At 62.7% G+C, this 19086-nt stretch carries 21 protein-coding genes; 14 read left to right on the top strand and 7 right to left on the bottom strand.

All coding sequences use genetic code 11. The features are described from left to right. Positions 1 to 171 precede the first annotated feature (171 nt). From ccmA to ACODSV_RS12725, 13 genes are all read left to right on the top strand, one after another. Positions 172 to 807: a cytochrome c biogenesis heme-transporting ATPase CcmA gene (gene ccmA, locus ACODSV_RS12785; RefSeq protein ID WP_024074262.1), complete on the top strand. Its 636-nt coding sequence runs from the start codon at positions 172 to 174 to the stop codon at positions 805 to 807. Then, positions 804 to 1472, top strand: coding sequence for a heme exporter protein CcmB (gene ccmB / locus ACODSV_RS12780; RefSeq protein WP_024074263.1), 669 nt, complete (start codon positions 804 to 806; stop codon positions 1470 to 1472). The genes ccmA and ccmB overlap by 4 nt, the downstream gene beginning before the upstream one ends. An 87-nt stretch (positions 1473 to 1559) precedes the next feature. Next, positions 1560 to 2315 (top strand): heme ABC transporter permease, encoded by a 756-nt coding sequence (locus tag ACODSV_RS12775; RefSeq protein WP_024074264.1) that lies wholly within the window; start codon positions 1560 to 1562, stop codon positions 2313 to 2315. Further along, on the top strand, positions 2312 to 2488 hold the full coding sequence (gene ccmD, locus ACODSV_RS12770; RefSeq protein WP_003172771.1) for a heme exporter protein CcmD: 177 nt from the start codon (positions 2312 to 2314) through the stop codon (positions 2486 to 2488). Before ACODSV_RS12775 ends, ccmD begins: the two co-directional genes overlap by 4 nt. After that, on the top strand, positions 2485 to 2940 hold the full coding sequence (gene ccmE, locus ACODSV_RS12765) for a cytochrome c maturation protein CcmE (protein ID WP_024074265.1): 456 nt from the start codon (positions 2485 to 2487) through the stop codon (positions 2938 to 2940). The genes ccmD and ccmE overlap by 4 nt, the downstream gene beginning before the upstream one ends. 3 nt (positions 2941 to 2943) lie before the next feature. Beyond that, entirely contained in the window at positions 2944 to 4932 is a 1989-nt protein-coding gene (locus tag ACODSV_RS12760; protein ID WP_024074266.1) for a heme lyase CcmF/NrfE family subunit, read from the top strand. Beyond that, positions 4929 to 5465 (top strand): DsbE family thiol:disulfide interchange protein, encoded by a 537-nt coding sequence (locus tag ACODSV_RS12755; RefSeq protein ID WP_150056394.1) that lies wholly within the window; start codon positions 4929 to 4931, stop codon positions 5463 to 5465. The genes ACODSV_RS12760 and ACODSV_RS12755 overlap by 4 nt, the downstream gene beginning before the upstream one ends. Beyond that, the gene (locus ACODSV_RS12750; protein ID WP_024074268.1) at positions 5462 to 5935 is read left to right on the top strand and encodes a cytochrome c-type biogenesis protein; all 474 of its coding nucleotides are present in this window, start codon (positions 5462 to 5464) and stop codon (positions 5933 to 5935) included. Before ACODSV_RS12755 ends, ACODSV_RS12750 begins: the two co-directional genes overlap by 4 nt. Continuing rightward, the gene (ccmI, locus tag ACODSV_RS12745; protein WP_150056395.1) at positions 5928 to 7118 is read left to right on the top strand and encodes a c-type cytochrome biogenesis protein CcmI; all 1191 of its coding nucleotides are present in this window, start codon (positions 5928 to 5930) and stop codon (positions 7116 to 7118) included. Before ACODSV_RS12750 ends, ccmI begins: the two co-directional genes overlap by 8 nt. Positions 7119 to 7133: 15 nt before the next feature. Continuing rightward, complete coding sequence (locus tag ACODSV_RS12740) at positions 7134 to 7523, top strand: hypothetical protein (protein ID WP_024074270.1); 390 nt, start codon at positions 7134 to 7136, stop codon at positions 7521 to 7523. A gap of 752 nt (positions 7524 to 8275) precedes the next feature. Then, positions 8276 to 8848 carry a phosphonate metabolism protein/1,5-bisphosphokinase (PRPP-forming) PhnN gene (gene phnN, locus ACODSV_RS12735; RefSeq protein WP_024074272.1) on the top strand — a complete coding sequence of 191 codons (573 nt, stop codon included), beginning with the start codon at positions 8276 to 8278 and terminating at the stop codon, positions 8846 to 8848. Between the two features lie 508 nt (positions 8849 to 9356). Continuing rightward, positions 9357 to 9545: a type II toxin-antitoxin system HicA family toxin gene (locus tag ACODSV_RS12730; RefSeq protein ID WP_150056453.1), complete on the top strand. Its 189-nt coding sequence runs from the start codon at positions 9357 to 9359 to the stop codon at positions 9543 to 9545. An 11-nt stretch (positions 9546 to 9556) separates the two neighbouring features. Further along, positions 9557 to 9961 (top strand): type II toxin-antitoxin system HicB family antitoxin, encoded by a 405-nt coding sequence (locus ACODSV_RS12725; RefSeq protein ID WP_150056452.1) that lies wholly within the window; start codon positions 9557 to 9559, stop codon positions 9959 to 9961. On the opposite strand, the gene ACODSV_RS12720 is transcribed toward ACODSV_RS12725, so the two are convergent. Beyond that, the gene (locus ACODSV_RS12720; RefSeq protein ID WP_024074273.1) at positions 9958 to 11154 is read right to left on the bottom strand and encodes an MFS transporter; all 1197 of its coding nucleotides are present in this window, start codon (positions 11152 to 11154) and stop codon (positions 9958 to 9960) included. The two genes, ACODSV_RS12725 and ACODSV_RS12720, sit on opposite strands and share 4 nt — an antisense overlap. A gap of 178 nt (positions 11155 to 11332) precedes the next feature. Between ACODSV_RS12720 and ACODSV_RS12715 the strand changes: the two genes are divergently transcribed. Next, a complete protein-coding gene (locus ACODSV_RS12715; protein ID WP_150056450.1) occupies positions 11333 to 11947 on the top strand; it encodes a DUF5666 domain-containing protein in 615 nt (204 codons plus the stop codon). 128 nt (positions 11948 to 12075) lie between these two features. Here the strand turns inward: ACODSV_RS12715 and ACODSV_RS12710 are convergent, their stop codons facing one another. From ACODSV_RS12710 to ACODSV_RS12685, 6 genes are all read right to left on the bottom strand, one after another. Continuing rightward, on the bottom strand, positions 12076 to 13080 hold the full coding sequence (locus ACODSV_RS12710; protein WP_150056579.1) for a sulfate ABC transporter substrate-binding protein: 1005 nt from the start codon (positions 13078 to 13080) through the stop codon (positions 12076 to 12078). Positions 13081 to 13175: 95 nt separating this feature from the next. Next, the gene (locus tag ACODSV_RS12705) at positions 13176 to 14000 is read right to left on the bottom strand and encodes an ion transporter (RefSeq protein ID WP_024074276.1); all 825 of its coding nucleotides are present in this window, start codon (positions 13998 to 14000) and stop codon (positions 13176 to 13178) included. A gap of 31 nt (positions 14001 to 14031) precedes the next feature. Next, the gene (locus ACODSV_RS12700) at positions 14032 to 14907 is read right to left on the bottom strand and encodes an urea transporter (RefSeq protein WP_150056580.1); all 876 of its coding nucleotides are present in this window, start codon (positions 14905 to 14907) and stop codon (positions 14032 to 14034) included. Positions 14908 to 15285: 378 nt separating this feature from the next. Then, positions 15286 to 16701, bottom strand: coding sequence for a pyruvate kinase (gene pyk, locus ACODSV_RS12695; RefSeq protein WP_150055857.1), 1416 nt, complete (start codon positions 16699 to 16701; stop codon positions 15286 to 15288). Next, positions 16691 to 17971: a glycerate kinase type-2 family protein gene (locus tag ACODSV_RS12690; protein ID WP_150055856.1), complete on the bottom strand. Its 1281-nt coding sequence runs from the start codon at positions 17969 to 17971 to the stop codon at positions 16691 to 16693. Before ACODSV_RS12690 ends, pyk begins: the two co-directional genes overlap by 11 nt. Before the next feature lie 167 nt (positions 17972 to 18138). Then, positions 18139 to 19029, bottom strand: coding sequence for a 2-hydroxy-3-oxopropionate reductase (locus ACODSV_RS12685; protein ID WP_024074280.1), 891 nt, complete (start codon positions 19027 to 19029; stop codon positions 18139 to 18141). Positions 19030 to 19086: the final 57 nt, after the last annotated feature.

Below are 19086 nucleotides of genomic sequence, written 5' to 3'. Positions count from 1 at the left end.
TCTTTAGCGTAGGGCATCGCATGTATAATGCCGCCCGTCTGCAAAGAGAGCGGTAAAAACCTCACAACTATTTGATCCAGCTCTCTAAAATCGGTCGCCAAAGCCGTTATTGTGCTTCTTTCTATAACGGCCGCTGCACCGCCGACTTGAACCGTAAAGGCCCGCGATCTCTTGACCAGCCCTCTTCTTGAAGCCGTAGCGCTTGCCTGTGAACGCGACCTGCGCCTGCTGTTCGAACACCTCGAATTGCGTCTGGCGGGCGGTGACATGGTGCAGATCAGCGGCCCCAATGGCAGCGGCAAGACCAGCCTGTTACGCCTGCTGGCCGGGCTGATGCAGCCGACGGCCGGTGAAGTCCGGCTCAATGGCAAGCCGTTGAACGAACAGCGCACCGAGCTGGCCCGCAACCTGGTCTGGATCGGCCACGCCGCCGGTATCAAGGACGTGCTCAGCGCCGAAGAAAACCTCAGCTGGCTCAGCGCCCTGCATCACCCTGCCTCCCGCGATGCCATCTGGCAGGCCCTGGCCGCAGTCGGCCTCAAGGGCTTTGAAGACGTTCCCTGTCACACCCTGTCCGCTGGCCAACAGCGTCGCGTGGCTCTGGCGCGCCTGTACCTGCCGGGCCCGCCGTTGTGGATTCTCGACGAACCGTTCACCGCCCTCGATAAACAAGGCGTCGCCCAGCTCGAAGAGCACCTGGCCCGTCACTGCGAGCAGGGCGGCATGGTGGTGCTGACCACCCACCACACGCTGGTGCGTATGCCCGCCGGCTACCGTGACCTTGACCTGGGCCGGTGGTCGCTATGAGTGTGTTCGCCCTGCTGGTCGCACGCGAAGCGCGGTTGTTGTGCCGCCGCCCGGCGGAACTGGCCAACCCGCTGGTGTTCTTCGCGATTGTGATCGCATTGTTCCCGTTGGCCGTCGGCCCCGAGACTAAACTGTTGCAAACCTTGTCGCCGGGGCTGGTGTGGGTGGCGGCGCTTTTATCCGTCCTGCTCTCGCTGGATGGGCTGTTTCGCAGTGATTTCGAAGACGGTTCCCTCGAACAGTGGGTCCTTTCGTCGCACCCCCTGCCACTTCTGGTACTGGCCAAGGTACTGGCACACTGGGCTTTTTCCGGCCTGGCGCTGGTGCTGCTCTCGCCGTTGCTGGCGATGATGCTAGGGTTGCCCACTGAGTGCCTGCCGGTGTTGCTGCTTTCCTTGTTGCTCGGCACGCCGACCCTCAGCCTGTTGGGGGCGGTAGGCGCGGCGCTGACGGTAGGTTTGAAGCGCGGAGGCCTGTTGCTGGCGCTGTTGATTCTGCCGTTGTATATCCCGGTGTTGATCCTGGGCAGCGGCGCTTTGCAAGCCGCGCTCATGGGCATGCCGGCGACCGGTTACCTGCTGTGGCTGGGTAGCCTGACCGCCCTGGCGGTAACCCTGACACCCTTTGCTATAGCGGCCGGCCTGAAGATCAGCGTCGGCGAATAATGAGGTCTGGCCAAGCGTTCTAAACCTTAGCCAGTAAAGACCCTGAGCTTCCCGTGACGACGGGCAGCAACCGTGATGGAAACAGCAATGAACTGGACCTGGTTTCACAAGCTCGGCTCGCCTAAGTGGTTTTACGGCATCAGCGGCAAGCTGCTGCCGTGGTTGAGCGTCGCCGCCATTTTGCTGATCGGCATCGGCCTGGTCTGGGGCCTGGCCTTCGCGCCGCCGGACTACCAGCAAGGCAACAGCTTTCGCATCATCTATATCCATGTGCCCACCGCGATGCTGGCCCAGTCCTGCTACGTGATGCTGGCGGTGTGCGGCATCGTCGGCCTGGTGTGGAAGATGAAGCTGGCGGACGTCGCCCTGCAATGCGCCGCGCCCATCGGCGCGTGGATGACCGCCGTGGCGCTGGTCACGGGCGCGATCTGGGGCAAACCCACCTGGGGGTCGTGGTGGGTGTGGGATGCACGACTAACGTCCATGTTGATCCTGCTGTTCCTGTACTTCGGTCTGATTGCCCTGGGCAACGCGATCAGCAATCGTGACAGCGCCGCCAAGGCCTGCGCGGTGCTGGCGATTGTCGGCGTGATCAATATCCCGATCATCAAATACTCGGTGGAGTGGTGGAACACCCTGCACCAGGGCGCCACCTTCACCCTCACCGAAAAGCCGGCCATGCCCGTGGAAATGTGGGCACCGCTGCTGCTGATGGTGCTGGGGTTCTACTGCTTCTTCGGCGCGGTGCTGCTGATGCGCATGCGCCTCGAAGTGCTCAAGCGTGAAGCCCGCACCACGTGGGTCAAGGCCGAAGTGCAAGCCAGCCTGGGAGCGCGTGGATGAGTTTTGCTTCTTTCAGTGATTTTCTCGCCATGGGCCACCATGGCCTGTATGTCTGGACGGCCTATGGCATCTGCCTGGCGGTGCTGGCCCTCAACGTCGCCGCGCCGATCCTGGCTCGCAAGCGTTACCTGCAACAAGAGGCGCGTCGTCTGCGCCGGGAGACCGAAAAGTGAATCCGCTGCGTAGAAAGCGTCTGTTGATCATCCTTGCCATCCTGGTGGGCGTCGGCATTGCCGTCGGCCTGGCCTTGAGTGCCCTGCAACAGAACATCAACCTGTTCTACACCCCGACCCAGATCGCCAATGGCGAAGCCCCGCAGGACACGCGCATCCGCGCCGGCGGCATGGTGGAGAAGGGCTCGCTCAAACGCTCCGGTGATTCCCTTGACGTCACCTTCGTGGTCACCGACTTCAACAAGGCCGTGACCATCACCTATCGCGGCATCCTCCCGGACCTGTTCCGCGAAGGCCAGGGCATTGTCGCCCTGGGCAAGCTCAACGCCGACGGCGTGGTGGTGGCCGATGAAGTGCTGGCCAAGCACGACGAGAAGTACATGCCGCCCGAGGTCACCAAGGCGTTGAAAGACAGCGGCCAACCCGCTCCAGCACCCGTCAAGGAGGGCTAAGTGATGACGTCCGCACTGTTTATTCCAGAGTTGGGCCAGTTGGCGATGATTCTCGCCCTGTGCTTTGCCATCGTGCAGGCCGTGGTGCCGTTGCTCGGCGCCTGGCGCGGCGATCGCCTGTGGATGAGCCTGGCGCAGCCGGCCGCCTGGGGCCAATGTGCATTCCTGGTCTTCGCGTTCGGCTGCCTGACCTACGCCTTTATGACCGACGACTTTTCTGTCGCCTACGTGGCCAATAACTCCAACAGCGCCTTGCCCTGGTATTACAAATTCAGCGCCGTGTGGGGCGCCCACGAAGGGTCGTTGCTGCTGTGGGCCTTGATTCTCGGCGGCTGGACGTTCGCCGTGTCGATCTTCTCGCGGCAATTGCCACAGGTGATGCTGGCGCGAGTGCTGGCGGTGATGGGCATGATCAGCATCGGCTTCCTGCTGTTCCTGATCATGACCTCCAACCCGTTTACCCGCATCCTGCCGCAGATCCCGGCGGACGGGCATGACCTCAACCCGTTGTTGCAGGACATCGGCCTGATCGTGCATCCACCGATGCTCTACATGGGGTACGTGGGTTTCTCGGTGGCCTTTGCCTTCGCCATCGCCGCCTTGCTCGGCGGGCGCCTGGATGCGGCCTGGGCGCGCTGGTCGAGGCCCTGGACCATCGTGGCCTGGGCCTTCCTCGGCATTGGCATCACCCTCGGCTCCTGGTGGGCCTACTACGAGCTCGGCTGGGGCGGCTGGTGGTTCTGGGACCCGGTGGAAAACGCCTCGTTCATGCCGTGGCTGGTGGGCACCGCGCTGATTCACTCCCTGGCCGTCACCGAAAAACGCGGCGTGTTCAAGAGCTGGACCGTGTTGCTGGCCATCGCGGCATTTTCCCTCAGCCTGCTCGGCACCTTCCTTGTGCGTTCGGGCGTACTGACTTCGGTGCATGCGTTCGCGTCTGATCCTGCGCGCGGCGTGTTTATCCTGATCTTCCTGCTGTGTGTGGTGGGGGGCTCACTGACCCTGTTCGCCCTGCGTGCGCCCGTGGTCAAGAGCCAGGTGGGCTTTAACCTGTGGTCGCGGGAAACCCTGTTGCTGGGCAATAACCTGGTGCTGGTGGTGGCCGCCTCGATGATCCTGCTCGGCACCCTGTACCCGCTGGTGCTGGATGCGCTGAGCGGCGCCAAGCTGTCCGTCGGCCCGCCGTACTTCAACGCGTTGTTTATCCCGTTGATGGGCCTGTTGATGGTGGTGATGGCGGTCGGCGTGCTGGTGCGCTGGAAAGACACCCCGGTCAAATGGCTGGCGGGCATGCTGATGCCAGTGCTGCTGGGCAGCGTCGCCTTGGCGGTGATCGCCGGAATCGCCTATGGCGATTTCAACTGGGCGGTACTGGCCACCTTCCTGCTCGCCGCCTGGGTGTTGCTGGCCGGTGTGCGCGATATTGTCGACAAGACCCGGCACAAGGGCCTGATCAATGGCCTGCCGACCCTGACCCGCAGCTACTGGGGCATGCAGATCGCCCACATCGGCATCGCCGTGTGCGCCCTGGGCGTCGTGCTCTCCAGCCAGAACAGCGCCGAGCGCGACCTGCGCCTGGCACCGGGCGAGTCCATGGACCTGGCCGGTTATCACTTCATCTTCGAAGGCGCCAAGCACTTCGAAGGGCCGAACTTCACCTCCGACAAAGGCACCATCCGCGTGGTGCGCAACGGTAAGGAAGTGGCCGTGCTGCACCCGGAAAAACGCTTGTATACCGTGCAGAGCTCGATGATGACCGAAGCCGGGATCGACGCCGGTTTCACCCGTGACCTCTACGTCGCCCTGGGTGAGCCACTGGGTGATGGCGCCTGGGCGGTGCGCGTGCATGTCAAACCGTTCGTGCGCTGGATCTGGTTCGGTGGGTTGATCACGGCGGTCGGTGGTTTGCTCGCGGCGCTGGACCGGCGCTATCGGGTCAAGGTCAAGAGCCGGGTGCGTGAAGCCCTCGGTCTGCAAGGAGCGGCGGTATGAAGCGTTGGTTGATGGTCGTGCCGCTGGCGGTGTTCCTGCTGATGGCGGTGTTCCTGTATCGCGGGTTGTACCTGAACCCGGCCGAGTTGCCCTCGGCCATGATCGGCAAGCCGTTCCCTGCCTTCAACCTGCCGACGGTACAGGGCGATAAAACCCTGACCCAGGCCGACATGCTGGGCAAACCGGCGCTGGTCAACGTGTGGGGCACCTGGTGCATCTCCTGCCGCGTCGAACACCCGGTGCTGAACAAGCTTGCCGAGAAGGGGGTGGTGATCTACGGCATCAACTACAAGGACGACAACGCGGCGGCCTTGAAATGGCTGGCCGAGTTCCACAACCCATACCAGTTGGATATCCGCGATGAAGACGGCAACCTCGGTTTGAACCTCGGCGTCTACGGTGCCCCGGAAACCTTCTTTATCGACGCCAAGGGTGTGATTCGCGACAAATACGTCGGCGTGATCGACGAGGTGGTGTGGCGTGAGCAACTGGCCGCCAAGTACCAGGCACTGGTCGACGAGGCCAAGCCATGAAGCGTCTGTTAGCCGCTGCCGTACTGGCGCTGGGCTTGGCCGGTGTGGCCCATGCCGCCATCGACACGTACGAATTTGCCAAGGACGCTGACCGCGAACGTTTCCGCGAATTGACCAAGGAACTGCGCTGCCCCAAGTGCCAGAACCAGGACATTGCCGATTCCAACGCGCCGATCGCCGCCGACCTGCGCAAAGAGATCTTCCGCATGCTGGGGGAGGGCAAGGACAACCAGCAGATCATCGACTTCATGGTCGACCGCTACGGTGATTTCGTGCGCTACAAACCGGCCCTCACCGGCAAGACCGCGCTGCTCTGGTTCGGCCCCGCCGGGCTGCTGCTGACCGGGGTGGTCGTCATGGCCGTGATTGTCCGCCGTCGCCGCGCCGCGCCTACCGATGGCTCCGACGCGCTATCCCCCGAAGAGCGTAAACGCCTCGACCAATTGCTGGACACCAAGACTGATGATTGATTTCTGGCTCGCAGCCGGGTTGCTGCTTCTGATTGCCCTGAGTTTCCTGTTGATCCCTGTGTTGCGCGGCCGCCGTGCCCAGCGTGAAGAGGACCGCACCGCGCTGAACGTGGCGCTCTACCAAGAACGCGTGGCCGAGCTGCAAGTGCAGCAGGACGAAGGCGTACTCAACGCCGCGCAACTCGACACCGGCCGCGCCGAAGCTGCCCGCGAGCTGCTGGCCGACACCGAAGGCGTGGAAAAACCCCGCGAGTCGCGCCTGGGCAAACCCTTGCCATTGTTGGCGGCGTTCCTGGTGCCGGTGCTGGGCGTTGCGCTTTACCTGCATTATGGCGCCAGCGACAAGGTCGAACTGACCCGCGAATTCTCCCAGCCGCCGGTGTCCATGCAAGACATGACCCGCCGCCTGGAACGTGCTGCCGCCGCGCAACCGGACTCTGCCGAAGGCCTGTACTTCCTCGGGCGTGCCTACATGGCACAAGACCGTTCGGCCGATGCCGCCAAAGTCTTCGAGCGCACCGTGGCCCTGGCCGGGCGCCAGCCTGAGCTGTTGGGGCAATGGGCACAGGCCCAGTACTTCGCCGACAACAAACAGTGGTCGCCCAAAATCCAGGCCCTGACCGACGAAGCCCTGAAGCTGGACCCCAAGGAAGTCACCAGCCTCGGCCTGCTCGGTATTGCCGCGTTTGAAGGCCAGCGCTATCAGGAAGCGATCGACTACTGGAGCCGCCTGCTGGCCCAACTGCCCCCGGAAGATAATTCCCGTGTTGCCCTGCAAGGCGGGATTGACCGCGCGGCAGAGAAGCTGAAAGAGAGCGGTGGCACCGTCGCCCAAGCGCCTAAGGCGACGCTGAAAGTTCGCGTGGATCTGTCCGCCGACGTGAAGGCCAAATCCCTGCCGGGCGACAGCGTTTTCATCTTCGCCCGCGCGGTCTCTGGCCCGCCGGCGCCTTTGGCGGCCAAGCGCGTGACCGTCGCCGACTTGCCCGTCACCGTCGAACTGGGCGATGCCGACGCGATGATGCCGCAGTTGAAACTGTCCAACTTCCCCGAAGTCCAACTGGTTGCGCGCATATCCCGGGCCGGTCAACCGACCACTGGCGAATGGATCGGCCGCAGCCAACCCCTGGCCAGCACCACCACTGCGCTGCAGCAGTTGACCATCGACAGTCCGGACCAGTAATTCGAGGAAACGCCTATGACCGCATTTGCACGTATCACCTTGCTCAGCCTGGTACTGGGGCTGAGCGCTTGTGCGGTCCACCGACCTCCCGCGCCCACCGGCCCGACCATCCCCCCGGGCCCATCGACCCAGCCGAGCACCAGGCCCTCCGGCCCGGTGACCCCGGCACCGAAACCTGTGCCAACCTCGTCACCCACCTTCGCCCCGCCCCCTGGCGCCGCCAGCCACTGGGACGGCAAGATGCAGGTATACGTACTGGACGACCAGCCTGACACCTTCTACCGCCAGCGCACCTACTACCGCTGGAGCAACGGCTGGAGCCGCTCCATCAGCCCGAACGGGCCTTGGGAAGACACCGACGTGCACGGCGTGCCGCCGGGGTTGAGCAGGCAGTACGCCCAATGACAAAAGGCGACCTTCGGGTAATGCCAGTCATTACCCTGTAACTGTGCCGAGCGTGCTGGCTGTGCTGAGCGTGCTTGTTGTGGCGAGCGGGCTTGCCCCGCGTTGGGCTGCGAAGCAGCCCCAAAACCTGGCGATTTAATATGCCTGGATAAACGCGGTGGCCTTATTGGGGCCGCTTCGCAGCCCAACACGGGGCAAGCCCGCTCGCCACAGGTTACTCTTTGTTCGTTCTATCTCTTGACTGACTGGCATCAGGGTTTAGATCTGCGCGCTATCAAGCCACGGCGCGGTGAGGTGATCGAACGCCACCCGAAATCTGTGTAGGGCCGGTCCTAACGATGAGGCGGCATAAGAAAGAACGAGCCGTACGCAGATTGGGCGCCGGGGGATGGAAACCCGGCAGGGGCATGCCTTCCTGCGTACAGCTCGCTCGACATCATGCGTGCCCGATCCAGGGTGAGCCGTAGGACAAGTCTTGTTTTGCCCCGGCCCAGGCTATATCGGCGGATGTGCCGGCATTCCCTCGCTGCCGGGTCGGTATGGAATCGAGCGCTTTCGCCCAATGATGGCCGCGTCGAACGTGATGCGCGGTGGGGCGTACTCGGGTAGTGTGGCCACCTCCGGCCTGGCGACCCAACGGTTGCTGGATAGACTTTCCAGTGATGACGACGCGAGCAGCCGACGGCAAACCCAGAGCTGTAAAGGCGTCCTGTAGTGCAACACATATGGCGACAAGCAAAGAGGGTGTTTTCATGGCAGGCAGGTTGATCTATCTCATCGGGCCATCGGGTTCGGGCAAGGACAGCCTGCTGGATGCGGCACGACCCCGCTTGGCCGAGCGCGGCTGCCGCTTGGTGCGCCGCGTGATTACCCGTTCGGCGGAAGCCGTGGGCGAGGCCGCGCAAGGAGTAAGCCCCGAACAGTTTGCCGCGATGGAGGCCGAGGGCGCGTTTGCCCTGAGCTGGCAGGCCAATGGGCTGTCCTACGGGATTCCCAGGCAAATTGACGAGTGGCTGGCGGCGGGGGAGGACGTGTTGGTCAATGGCTCCCGTGCGCACCTGGCGCAAACCCGTGAGCGCTACCCGACGTTGCTGGTGTTGTTGCTGACGGTTGACCAGGTCGTGTTGCGCCAGCGACTGATTGCGCGTGGGCGTGAGTCTTTGCCAGATATTGAAGAACGCCTGGCGCGCAATGCGCGGTTCACCGCGCAACTGATCGCCGGCAATGAGGCAGGACTGTTTGTGCTGGATAACTCCGGCCCATTGGAGCACACCGTCGAGCGTCTGCTGTGCTGCCTCGACCAAGGGCACTCGGCGTGTGCTTGACCCTGCTGGGCCGGTAACGCGCGGCAAATCCCGGTCGAGTGCGCCGGCGCGTACCGGGGGTTTTCAGGGTGTGCTCCATGCCGACGCTTACGACTATTACGCACGTTTGCGCCGCGTCGACGAGCTGCTATTCGACACCGACCTCCGGATGTGGATCGCCAGCCGCACCAGGAGCGTCGAGGCAGTGCTGGCACATCCTGATAGTGGTTGAATGGACCTATCCCACGGTTCAAGCGTGCAGTGCTAAGCCAATAACCCTTCCACATATTCCACAAACGCCCGCGCCTTGGCGCTCGTCATCCTGCCTGTGGGGAACACCGCCCATAGATCCCGTGCGCATCGCGAGGCAGCGCGGCGTACAAGCCCAAGGGCAATGCCCATGGAGTGTCATCCGGTTGGCGGTTTTCAACATCGCGCAAAACAACCGCCAGTCAGCCTGAGGTATTGTGTGCTTGAGTAAAGATAACTCTAGGGTTGCTTTTATTCAGGCCAAGCCAAGGAGGCTGGGGTGCAAAGCAGGCTATTGATCAAGGAGTTGCAAGAGGCGGGCTGGGTGCTGGATCGGGTCACTGGCAGTCATCATATTGTTACCCATCGCTATAACCCGTACACGATCCCGGTGCCGCATCCCAAGAAGGATCTGCCGCTGGGCACCGTCAGAAGCATCAGGAAACGCGCCGGGCTGTTTCAGTTTTAAGGAGAGCATTCATGCAATACCCAATCTGTATCGAATGGGGCGATGACTTCACCGCTACCGGTATCCAGATCCCCGATATTCCAGGCGCCGTCACTGCCGGGGACAGTTTTGAAGAGGCGTACAACGCTGCTGTGGAGATCGCGCACATCCTGCTGCAGGAGATCGCCGCAGAGGGTGGGGTGATTCCGATGCCCACGTCGGTGGCCGATCATTACGCCCACGCAGACTATGCGGGGATGGGCTGGGGGATGCTGGAGTTGGACATCTCTCCCTATCTGGGCAAGACCGAGAAGGTCAATGTGACCTTGCCCGGCTATGTCATCCAGCGCATCGACCGGTATGTGCGCGAGCACAAGGTCAAAAGCCGCTCGTCATTTCTGGCGGACGCGGCTTTGGAGAAGTTGGTGCGCTCTTAGGCGGTGGCGACCGCCGCCTGCCGCGATGCACTGAGGAAGCGCAGTAACGCCAGCAACGGAAACGCGCTGCCCACCAGCATCACGCCCAGCCAGCCACCGTGTTCGTACACGCTGCTGGCAATCGCCGAACCGAAGGCGCCGCCGATGAAAATGCTGGTCATGTACAGCGCGTTCAGGCGGCTGCGGCTGTTGGCGTCAAGGGCGTAGATGGCGCGTTGGCCGAGGACCATGTTCATCTGTACGCAGAAGTCCAGGACCACGCCGGTCACCGCCAGGCCGATCACGCTGTACAGCGGGTGGACGAAGGCCGGCAGGAAGCTCAACACCGCAAAGATCATGGCCAGCAGCGAAGCACGGTGGGTGTGGCCGGCATCGGCCAGGCGCCCGGCGATGGGGGCGGCGATGGCACCGATGGCGCCGACCAGGGCGAAGATCGCAATCTGGGTCTGGCTCAGGCCGTGGTTGCGCACCAACTCCAGCGGGGCGGCGGTCCAGAACAGGCTGAAGGTGGCGAACATGCAGCCTTGATAAAAGGCGCGTTGGCGCAGCAGCGGTTGATCACGCAGCAAGGTGCCGAGGGAGCGCAGCAGTTGGCCGTAACTGGCGGAGTGATCCGGTTGACGCTTGGGGATGGTCAGCATCAGCACCACGCTGATAAACGCCATCAACGCTGCCGCCGCCATGAACATCGCCCGCCAGCCAAAATGATCCGCCACCACGCTGGACACCGGCCGTGCCAGCAGGATGCCCAGCAGCAGGCCGCCCATGATGCTGCCCACCACCCGTCCCCGCGACTCGGCCGGCGCCAGGTGCGCGGCCAATGGGATCAGGATCTGCACCGACACCGAACTGAAGCCGATCAGCAGCGACACCAGCAGGAACAAGTTCGGCTGCTCGGTGAACGCCGCGCCCAACAGGCTGGCAATGGCTACCACGGTGGTGGCGATCATCAGCTTGCGGTTCTCCAGCAAGTCACCCAGGGGGACCAGGAAAAACAGGCCCAGGGCGTAGCCGATTTGCGTCAGCGATACGATCAGGCTGGCCATCGCCGGCGTCAGGCCGATGTCCGGTGCGATGAGTTCGATGATCGGTTGTGCATAGTAGATATTGGCGACGATGGCGCCGCAGCAAAACGCAAACAGCATCACCATCCCGCGGGTCATGGTGCTTGCAGCGTGTGAGGTAGCGTTCATGGTGTTCTCATAAAAGCGAAGGAAGATGGCGAGCGAGAATAAAGACAAGGCCCGGCGGGCAGTAGGCCGTTTGTGGTGATAACACTCATGCCGGGCATTAATGACTGAAACGTTAATTTTCGGGTCGAAGGGCAATGATACATTCAGTCATAACTGCCGAAACAGGAAATCCAGTGCCATGAAGATTACGCTGAACAAGATGCTCCTGGCGTCAAGCCTGACCGCCGCTATGGCCGTCGGCCTCGCCCACGCCGCGGAGGCGCCGCGGGTTGGCGTGCGCGGCGCCATCACCGCGATGGACGGCGACGCCATGCACGTCAAGGTCAACAGTGGTGAAGAGGTGACTGTGCACCTGACCCAGGCCACCCAGGTCCGCGCCGTGACCCTGGCCAAGATCGATGAGATCAAACCGGGCAGCTACATCGGCTCGGCCGCCATGCCCAACGCCGACGGCACCCTGACCGCCCTGGAAGTCCACGTGTTCCCACCGGCGATGGCCGGCACGGGTGACGGGCATCGGGCGTTCGACCTGAAGGAAGGCAGCAGCATGACCAACGGCACCGTCGGCGACCTGGTCGTCAGTAACGGGCGCACATTGACGGTGAAGTACAAGGGCGGCGAGCAGAAGATTGTGGTGCCGGAGGATGTGCCGATCGTCAACCTGGAGCCAGGAGACCGTAGCTTGCTCAAACCGGGGGTCAAGGTGGTGTTGTTCGCGGCACAGGGCAAGGACGGAACGATCACGGCCCAGGCGATTTCCGCCGGCAAGGATGGCGTGACACCACCGATGTAACACCAACCACAAAACTAAATGTGGGAGGGGGCTTGCCCCCGATGGCGGAGTGTCAGTCGACAGATGTCTCACTGATGCACTGCCATCGGGGGCAAGCCCCCTCCCACATGTTTACCGCGTTTCTTCAGTTATTGACCGGAATAGATCTGGTCGAACACCCCACCATCATTGAAGTGGGTCTTCTGCACGGTACGCCAGTCACCAAAAGTCTTCTCCACCGACAGGAAGTCGACTTTCGGGAAGCGGTCGGTGTACTTGGCCAGCACCTTCGGGTCACGTGGGCGCAGGTAGTTGTTGGCCGCGATTTCCTGGCCTTCTGGCGACCACAGGTACTTCAGGTAATCTTCAGCGGCCACGCGGGTGCCTTTTTTCTCGACCACTTTGTCGACCACGGACACCGGCGGCTCGGCCTCGGCGGAGACGCTTGGGTAGATCACTTCGAATTGATCGCGGCCGAATTCACGGGCGATCATTTCCGCTTCGTTTTCAAAGGTCACCAGCACGTCGCCGATCTGGTTGGTCATGAACGTGGTGGTGGCTGCACGGCCGCCTGTGTCCAGCACTGGCGCTTGCTTGAACAGCTTGCCGACAAACGCCTTGGCCTTCTCTTCATCACCGCCGTTCTTGAGCACATAACCCCAGGCCGACAGGTAGGTATAGCGGCCGTTACCCGAGGTCTTCGGGTTGGGCACGATCACTTGCACGCCATCCTTGAGCAGGTCAGGCCAGTCTTTCAGGGCTTTGGGGTTGCCCTTGCGCACGATAAACACGGTGGCGGAGGTGAACGGCGCGCTGTTGTTCGGCAGGCGCGTTACCCAGTTGTCCGGTACCAGCTTGCCGTTGTCGACCAGGGCGTTGATGTCAGTGGCCATATTCATGGTGATCACGTCAGCCGGCAGGCCGTCGATCACCGAGCGCGCTTGTTTGCTGGAACCGCCGAAGGACATCTGCAAGGTCAGCTTGTCGTTCGGGTGCTCGGCTTCCCAGTGCTTCTGGAAGGCGGCGTTGTAGTCCTTGTAGAAGTCGCGCATCACGTCATAGGAGACGTTGAGCAGGGTGACCGGTGCAGCCTGAGCGGCGCCCGCCAGGGCAAGGCCGGCGGCCAGGAGAGAGGCGCTAACGAATTTTTTCACTGCTCATTCCTTGTTGTTCGAGAAGAGGGGGAGGCACATTGCCAGCGACTATAGCTGGGGCGGCATAGTCGTTTAAAGATTAAAAAGAACTTTGCTTATTCCACTTTCTTAAAAAGATTGCTGCCGCAGCGCGAGCAAAATGCTGCGTTGGGCTCGTGGCTGTCCTTCTTGCACACCGGGCAGTCGGTGTGCAGTTGCTCGCCACGCATGGCACTGGCCAGCTCCGCGGTAAAAATACCCGTGGGCACGGCAATGATTGAGTAACCGGTGATCATCACCAGCGAGGAAATCACCTGGCCCAACGGTGTCTTTGGCACGATATCGCCGAAGCCCACGGTGGTCAGGGTCACGATCGCCCAGTAGATGCCTTTGGGGATACTGGTAAAGCCGTGTTCCGGGCCTTCGATCACGTACATCAAGGTGCCGAACACCGTCACCAGGGTGCACACGCTCACCAGGAACACCACAATCTTCTGCTTGCTGCCGCGCAGCGCCGCCATCAGGTAGTTGGCCTGCTTGAGGTAGGGGCTGAGCTTGAGCACGCGGAAAATCCGCAGCATGCGGATGATGCGGATGATCAGCAGGTACTGCGCGTCGCTGTAATACAGCGCAAGGATGCCGGGCACGATGGCGAGCAAATCCACTAGCCCGTAAAAGCTGAAGGCGTAGCGCAACGGCTTGGGCGAGCAGTACAGGCGCAACCCGTACTCGATCAGGAAGATCAGCGTAAAGCCCCATTCAATGTAGGCCAGCACATCGGCGTAGTTCTGGTGGATCTGGTCGATGCTGTCGAGCATCACGATCACCAGGCTGGCGAGGATGATCAACAGCAGGATGCCGTCGAAGCGCCGTCCGGCGACGGTGTCGCTCTGAAAAACCATGACGTAGAGTCGCTGGCGCCAGTCGTTGTTGCTGTCCATAAAGCCCGCCTGAATCGAATATCGAGCAAGCCTAGGGGGATTCAAAGGGGCTGTCCATGCGCGGTTTCCGAAGCACGCGAAGGCTGGCGCGCACCAGCCAGCAGGCGAGGATGAACGGCGCGGTCAGCGCTGGCAGGTGCAGGGCGGCAAAGCCGGGTGTGAGGAGAATCGCCAGGAGGATGCCGAGCAGCGGCAGCCACGGTTGGCGCCGTGCCTGGCTCAGCGCCAGGGCGGCGAGGGCCGGGTTGTAGCTGTGCAGGCCGAGGAGGGCGGCGGTGGTTTCGTCCAGCAGCAGGGCGATCAGTACGCCGCTGCTGGCGCCGATCACGGCCCAGACCGCGGCGCGGCGGTTCGCCAGCCACAGGCCGAGGGCAATCAGCGCGCCCGCCAGCGGCTGGTCCAGCAGCATGATTTGCGCGAGGCCGGTGAACGGCGCGCCGAGCACCGCCAGGGTATCGGGCTCGCCCAGGGCCAAGGCGCTGTGTGGGACGCTGCCCAGCAGCAGCCAGCCCAGGCCGACAAAGGGCGCGGTGTAGGCGGGGAGGTCGTCGGGCTGCGTCGCGTGTTTCAACCACTGCCGCGTAAGGATCGCGCTCAAGCCGCTGCACGCGAGGATCAGCGGCGGCAACAACGCCGACCAGGCGAAATGCTGGCTGATCAACAGGCCCAGCAATACGCCGTTGTAGCTATAGAGACCCGCCTGGCGCTCGGCCTTGGGATAGCCGCGCCGCTGGGCCGTGAGCAACCCGGCGACGCCACCCAACAGCGCCCCGCCGAGCAAGGCAGGGGCGCTGACCAAGATGGCCAACAGGCACAGCAGACCGCACAGCGGATGGCGTTGCAGGAAGATCTGGCTGAAGCCGTTGAGCAGGGCTTCGGCCCAGTCGGGGCAGGTTGGGTTGTGCATGATGGGTATTCAGTGAGACCGAGTTGTTCCCATCGGGGCATGGGTATCTACACAACTTTTCAGCCCCTGACAAATCTCCCTGTGGCGAGCGGGCTTGTCCCGCGTTGGGCTGCGTAGCAGCCCCAAAACCAGCCTCTGCAGAGTGTCTGATACACCGCGTTCTTCTTGAGTAGGGCTGCTACGCAGCCCAACGCGGGACAAGCCCGCTCGCCACAACAGCCCTATTTTCCGGGCATTCAGCGTTGAGCCAACGTTGTGTAGATACCTATGCCCATCGGGGGCAAGCCCCCTCCCACACTTGATTGGGTTCACATAGTTGGATATGTGAATGCAGTCCAATGTGGGAGAGGGCTTGCCCCGATGGGGCCTCTACAGGCGCTAGATCAGCGTCTCTATACGCAAGGAGTTGGTCGACCCCAATTGCCCGAACGGCACCCCGGCGGTAATCACCAAGGTATCCCCGCGTTGCGCCATGCCCTGGGCCTGGGCGATCTCCAGCGCCGTCGAGCACACTTCATCCACCTGGCGCAGCCGGTCATTGACCACCGAGTGCACGCCCCACGCCACGCTCAAGCGTCGGGCGGTCGAGAGGTTCGGCGTGAGGTTGAGGATCGGCGCCACCGGCCGTTCCCGCGCCGCGCGCAAGCTGGAGCTGCCCGACTCGCTGTAGTTCACCAGCACCGCCACCGGCAGGATGCTGCTGATGCGCCGGATCGCGCAGCTGATGGCATCCGACACCGTGGCATCCGCCTTGGGCCGGCTGACGTCGAGTTGGGCCTGGTAGTCCGGGCCGTTTTCCACCTGGCGGATGATCTTGCTCATCATCTGCACGGCTTCCAGTGGGTACTCGCCCGACGCCGTCTCCGCCGACAGCATCACCGCATCTGCGCCTTCGGCTACCGCATTGGCAACATCGGTGACTTCGGCGCGGGTCGGCGCCGGGGAGAAGCGCATGGATTCAAGCATCTGCGTGGCCACCACCACCGGTTTGCCCAACTGGCGGCAGGTGCTGATGATGTCCTTCTGGATTTGCGGCACGCTTTCGGCCGGTACCTCCACGCCCAAGTCGCCTCTGGCCACCATGATCGCATCGCTCAGTTCGGCAATTTCGTGCAGGCGCTGCACGGCCGAAGGCTTCTCGATCTTGGCCATCAGGAAGGCTTTGTCGCCAATCAGCTCGCGGGCTTCGCGGATGTCTTCCGGGCGCTGTACGAATGACAGTGCCACCCAGTCCACGCCCAGCTCCAGGCCGAAACTCAGGTCACGACGATCCTTGGCGGTCAGCGGGCTGAGTTCCAGCAGCGCCTGTGGGACGTTCACGCCTTTGCGGTCAGACAGTTCGCCGCCATTGAGTACGGTGGTGTCGATGGCATCGGTGTGCCTGGTGATCACCCGCAGGCGCAGTTTGCCGTCGTCCAACAGCAGGTCCATGCCCGGTTCCAGGGCCTTGATGATTTCCGGGTGGGGCAGGTTGACCCGGCACTGGTCACCCGGCGTCGGGTCCAGGTCCAGGCGCAACGCCTGGCCACGCACCAGTTGCACTTTGCCCTCGGCAAAACGCCCGACCCGTAGCTTCGGCCCTTGCAGGTCCATGAGGATGCCCAGCGGGTAATTGAGCTGGCGCTCCACCTGGCGAATCCATTGGTAGCGCTGGGCGTGATCGGCATGCTCGCCGTGGCTGAAGTTGAGGCGGAAGATATTCACCCCGGCTTCCACCAGTTCGCGGATGTGATCGATACCGTCGGTGGCCGGGCCCAGGGTGGCGAGGATTTTGACTTTCTTGTCAGGCGTCATGTTGGGCAGTCTCAAGAATCAGAATGGCGCGGAAATCGTTGACGTTGGTGCGGGTCGGTTCGGTGATGATCAAGCCGTCGAGGGCGGCGAAGTAGCCGTAGCCGTTGTTGTTATCCAACTCATCGCTGGCTGAAAGGCCCAGCGCTTCGGCACGCGCGTAACTGCACGGGGTCATGATGGCGCCGGCGTTGTCTTCCGAGCCGTCGATGCCGTCAGTGTCGCCGGCCAGGGCGTACACGCCGGGCAAGCCCTTGAGGCTATCGGTGAGGCTCAGCAGGAATTCCGCATTGCGCCCGCCACGGCCATCGCCACGTACGGTGACGGTGGTTTCGCCCCCCGAGAGGATCACGCACGGCGCCGCCAGCGGTTGGCCGTGCTGCACGATCTGCCGCGCGATACCGGCGTGCACCTTGGCCACCTCCCGCGCTTCGCCTTCGAGGTCGCCGAGGATCAGCGGGCTGAAACCGGCCTGGCGCACTTTAACCGCGACGGCTTCCAGGGATTGCTGGGGGCGGGCGATCAGTTGGAAGTGGCTGCGGGTCAGTATCGGGTCGCCGGGCTTGATGGTTTCTGACGCCGGGTTCTGCAGCCAGCTGCGCACGGATGCCGGGGTGTCGATGCCGTAGCGGTTGAGGATCGCCAGGGCCTGTTGTGACGTACTTGGGTCGCCGACGGTCGGGCCGGAAGCGATGACCGTGGCCTGGTCACCCGGCACATCGGAAATTGCGTAGGTGTAGACCGTCGCCGGCCAGGCCGCCTTGGCCAGCCGCCCGCCCTTGATCGCCGAGAGATGCTTGCGTACGCAGTTCATCTCGCCGATGGTCGCGCCGGACTTGAGCAGGGCCTTGTTGACGGCCTGTTTGTCGGCCAGGCTGATGCCTTCGGCGGGCAGGGCCAGCAGGGCAGAGCCGCCACCAGAGAGCAGGAAGATCACGCGGTCGTCTTCCCCAAGGTGGCTGATCAGTTCGAGCACTCGCTTGGCCACGGCCAGTCCGGCCGCATCCGGGACCGGATGCGCGGCTTCGACCACTTCGATTTTCTGGCACGGCGCGCCGTGGCCGTAGCGGGTGACCACCAGGCCGCTGACTTCACCTTGCCAGCAATTTTCCACCACCAGCGCCATGGCGGCCGCGGCTTTGCCGGCGCCGATCACGATCACCCGACCGCTGCGGTCGGCGGGCAGGTAGGGTTCAAGGACTTGCCGGGGGTGGGCAGCGTCGACGGCTGTGGCAAACAGCTCGCGAAGCAGGTGTTGCGGATCGACCGACATAAGCGGGCTCCGGGGAATTTTTGTTATTAGAGGTGTAGCTTGGCGTGCGATCGAACTGTGGGAGGGGGCTTGCCCCCGATGCAGTCTGTCACTCAACAGCGTTGTCGGCTGATACACCGCTATCGGGGGCAAGCCCCCTCCCACATTGAATGCATTTCAAAGCAGGGTTATTTATCGCGAATCGAGAAATTCGCCATATGCTCCAACCCCTTGATCAACGCCGAATGATCCCAGTTACCGCCGCCAATCGCCGTGCAGGTGCTGAATACCTGTTGGGTGCCGGCGGTGTTCGGCAGGTTGATCCCCAGTTCCTTGGCCCCGGCCAGCGCCAGGTTCAGGTCCTTCTGATGCAGGTTGATGCGAAAGCCCGGATCGAAGGTGCCCTTGATCATGCGTTCGCCGTGCACTTCGAGGATCTTCGACGAGGCAAAGCCACCCATCAGCGCTTCACGTACCTTGGCCGGGTCGGCGCCGTTTTTGGCCGCGAACAGCAGCGCTTCGGCCACCGCCTGGATATTCAGCGCGACGATGATCTGGTTGGCCACCTTGGCGGTCTGGCCATCGCCGTTGCCACCGACCAGGGTGATGTTCTTGCCCATGGCCTGGAACAGCGGCAGGGCACGCTCAAAGGTCTGCGGTTCGCCGCCGACCATGATGCTCAAGGTGCCGGCCTTGGCGCCGACTTCACCGCCGGACACCGGGGCATCCAGGTACTGTGCGCCGGTCTCGTTGATCTTGGCGGCGAACGCTTTGGTCGCAGTGGGCGAGATCGAGCTCATGTCGATCACCACCTTGTTCGGCGACAACCCGGCAGCCACGCCGTCGGCGCGGAACAGCACGTCATCGACCTGCGGGGTGTCGGGCACCATGACGATGATGAACTCGGCTTCCTGGGCAACTTGCTGCGGGTTGGCCAGGGCCACGGCACCGGCTGCGATCAGTGCTTCTGGCGCCTTGCCGTGATGCTCGGACAGGAACAGTTGGTGACCGGCTTTTTGCAGGTTGGCAGCCATGGGTTGGCCCATGATGCCGGTGCCGATAAATCCGATTTTAGCCATGATGAAATCCTCTTTTTATTAGCGCGGTCCGCCAGACACCGCAGATTCAAGGTGGGA

Source organism: Pseudomonas sp. FG86, from assembly GCF_057808775.1.
The sequence above is the reverse complement of the archived record's forward strand: the minus strand, read 5'-3'. Positions and strand labels throughout refer to the sequence as shown.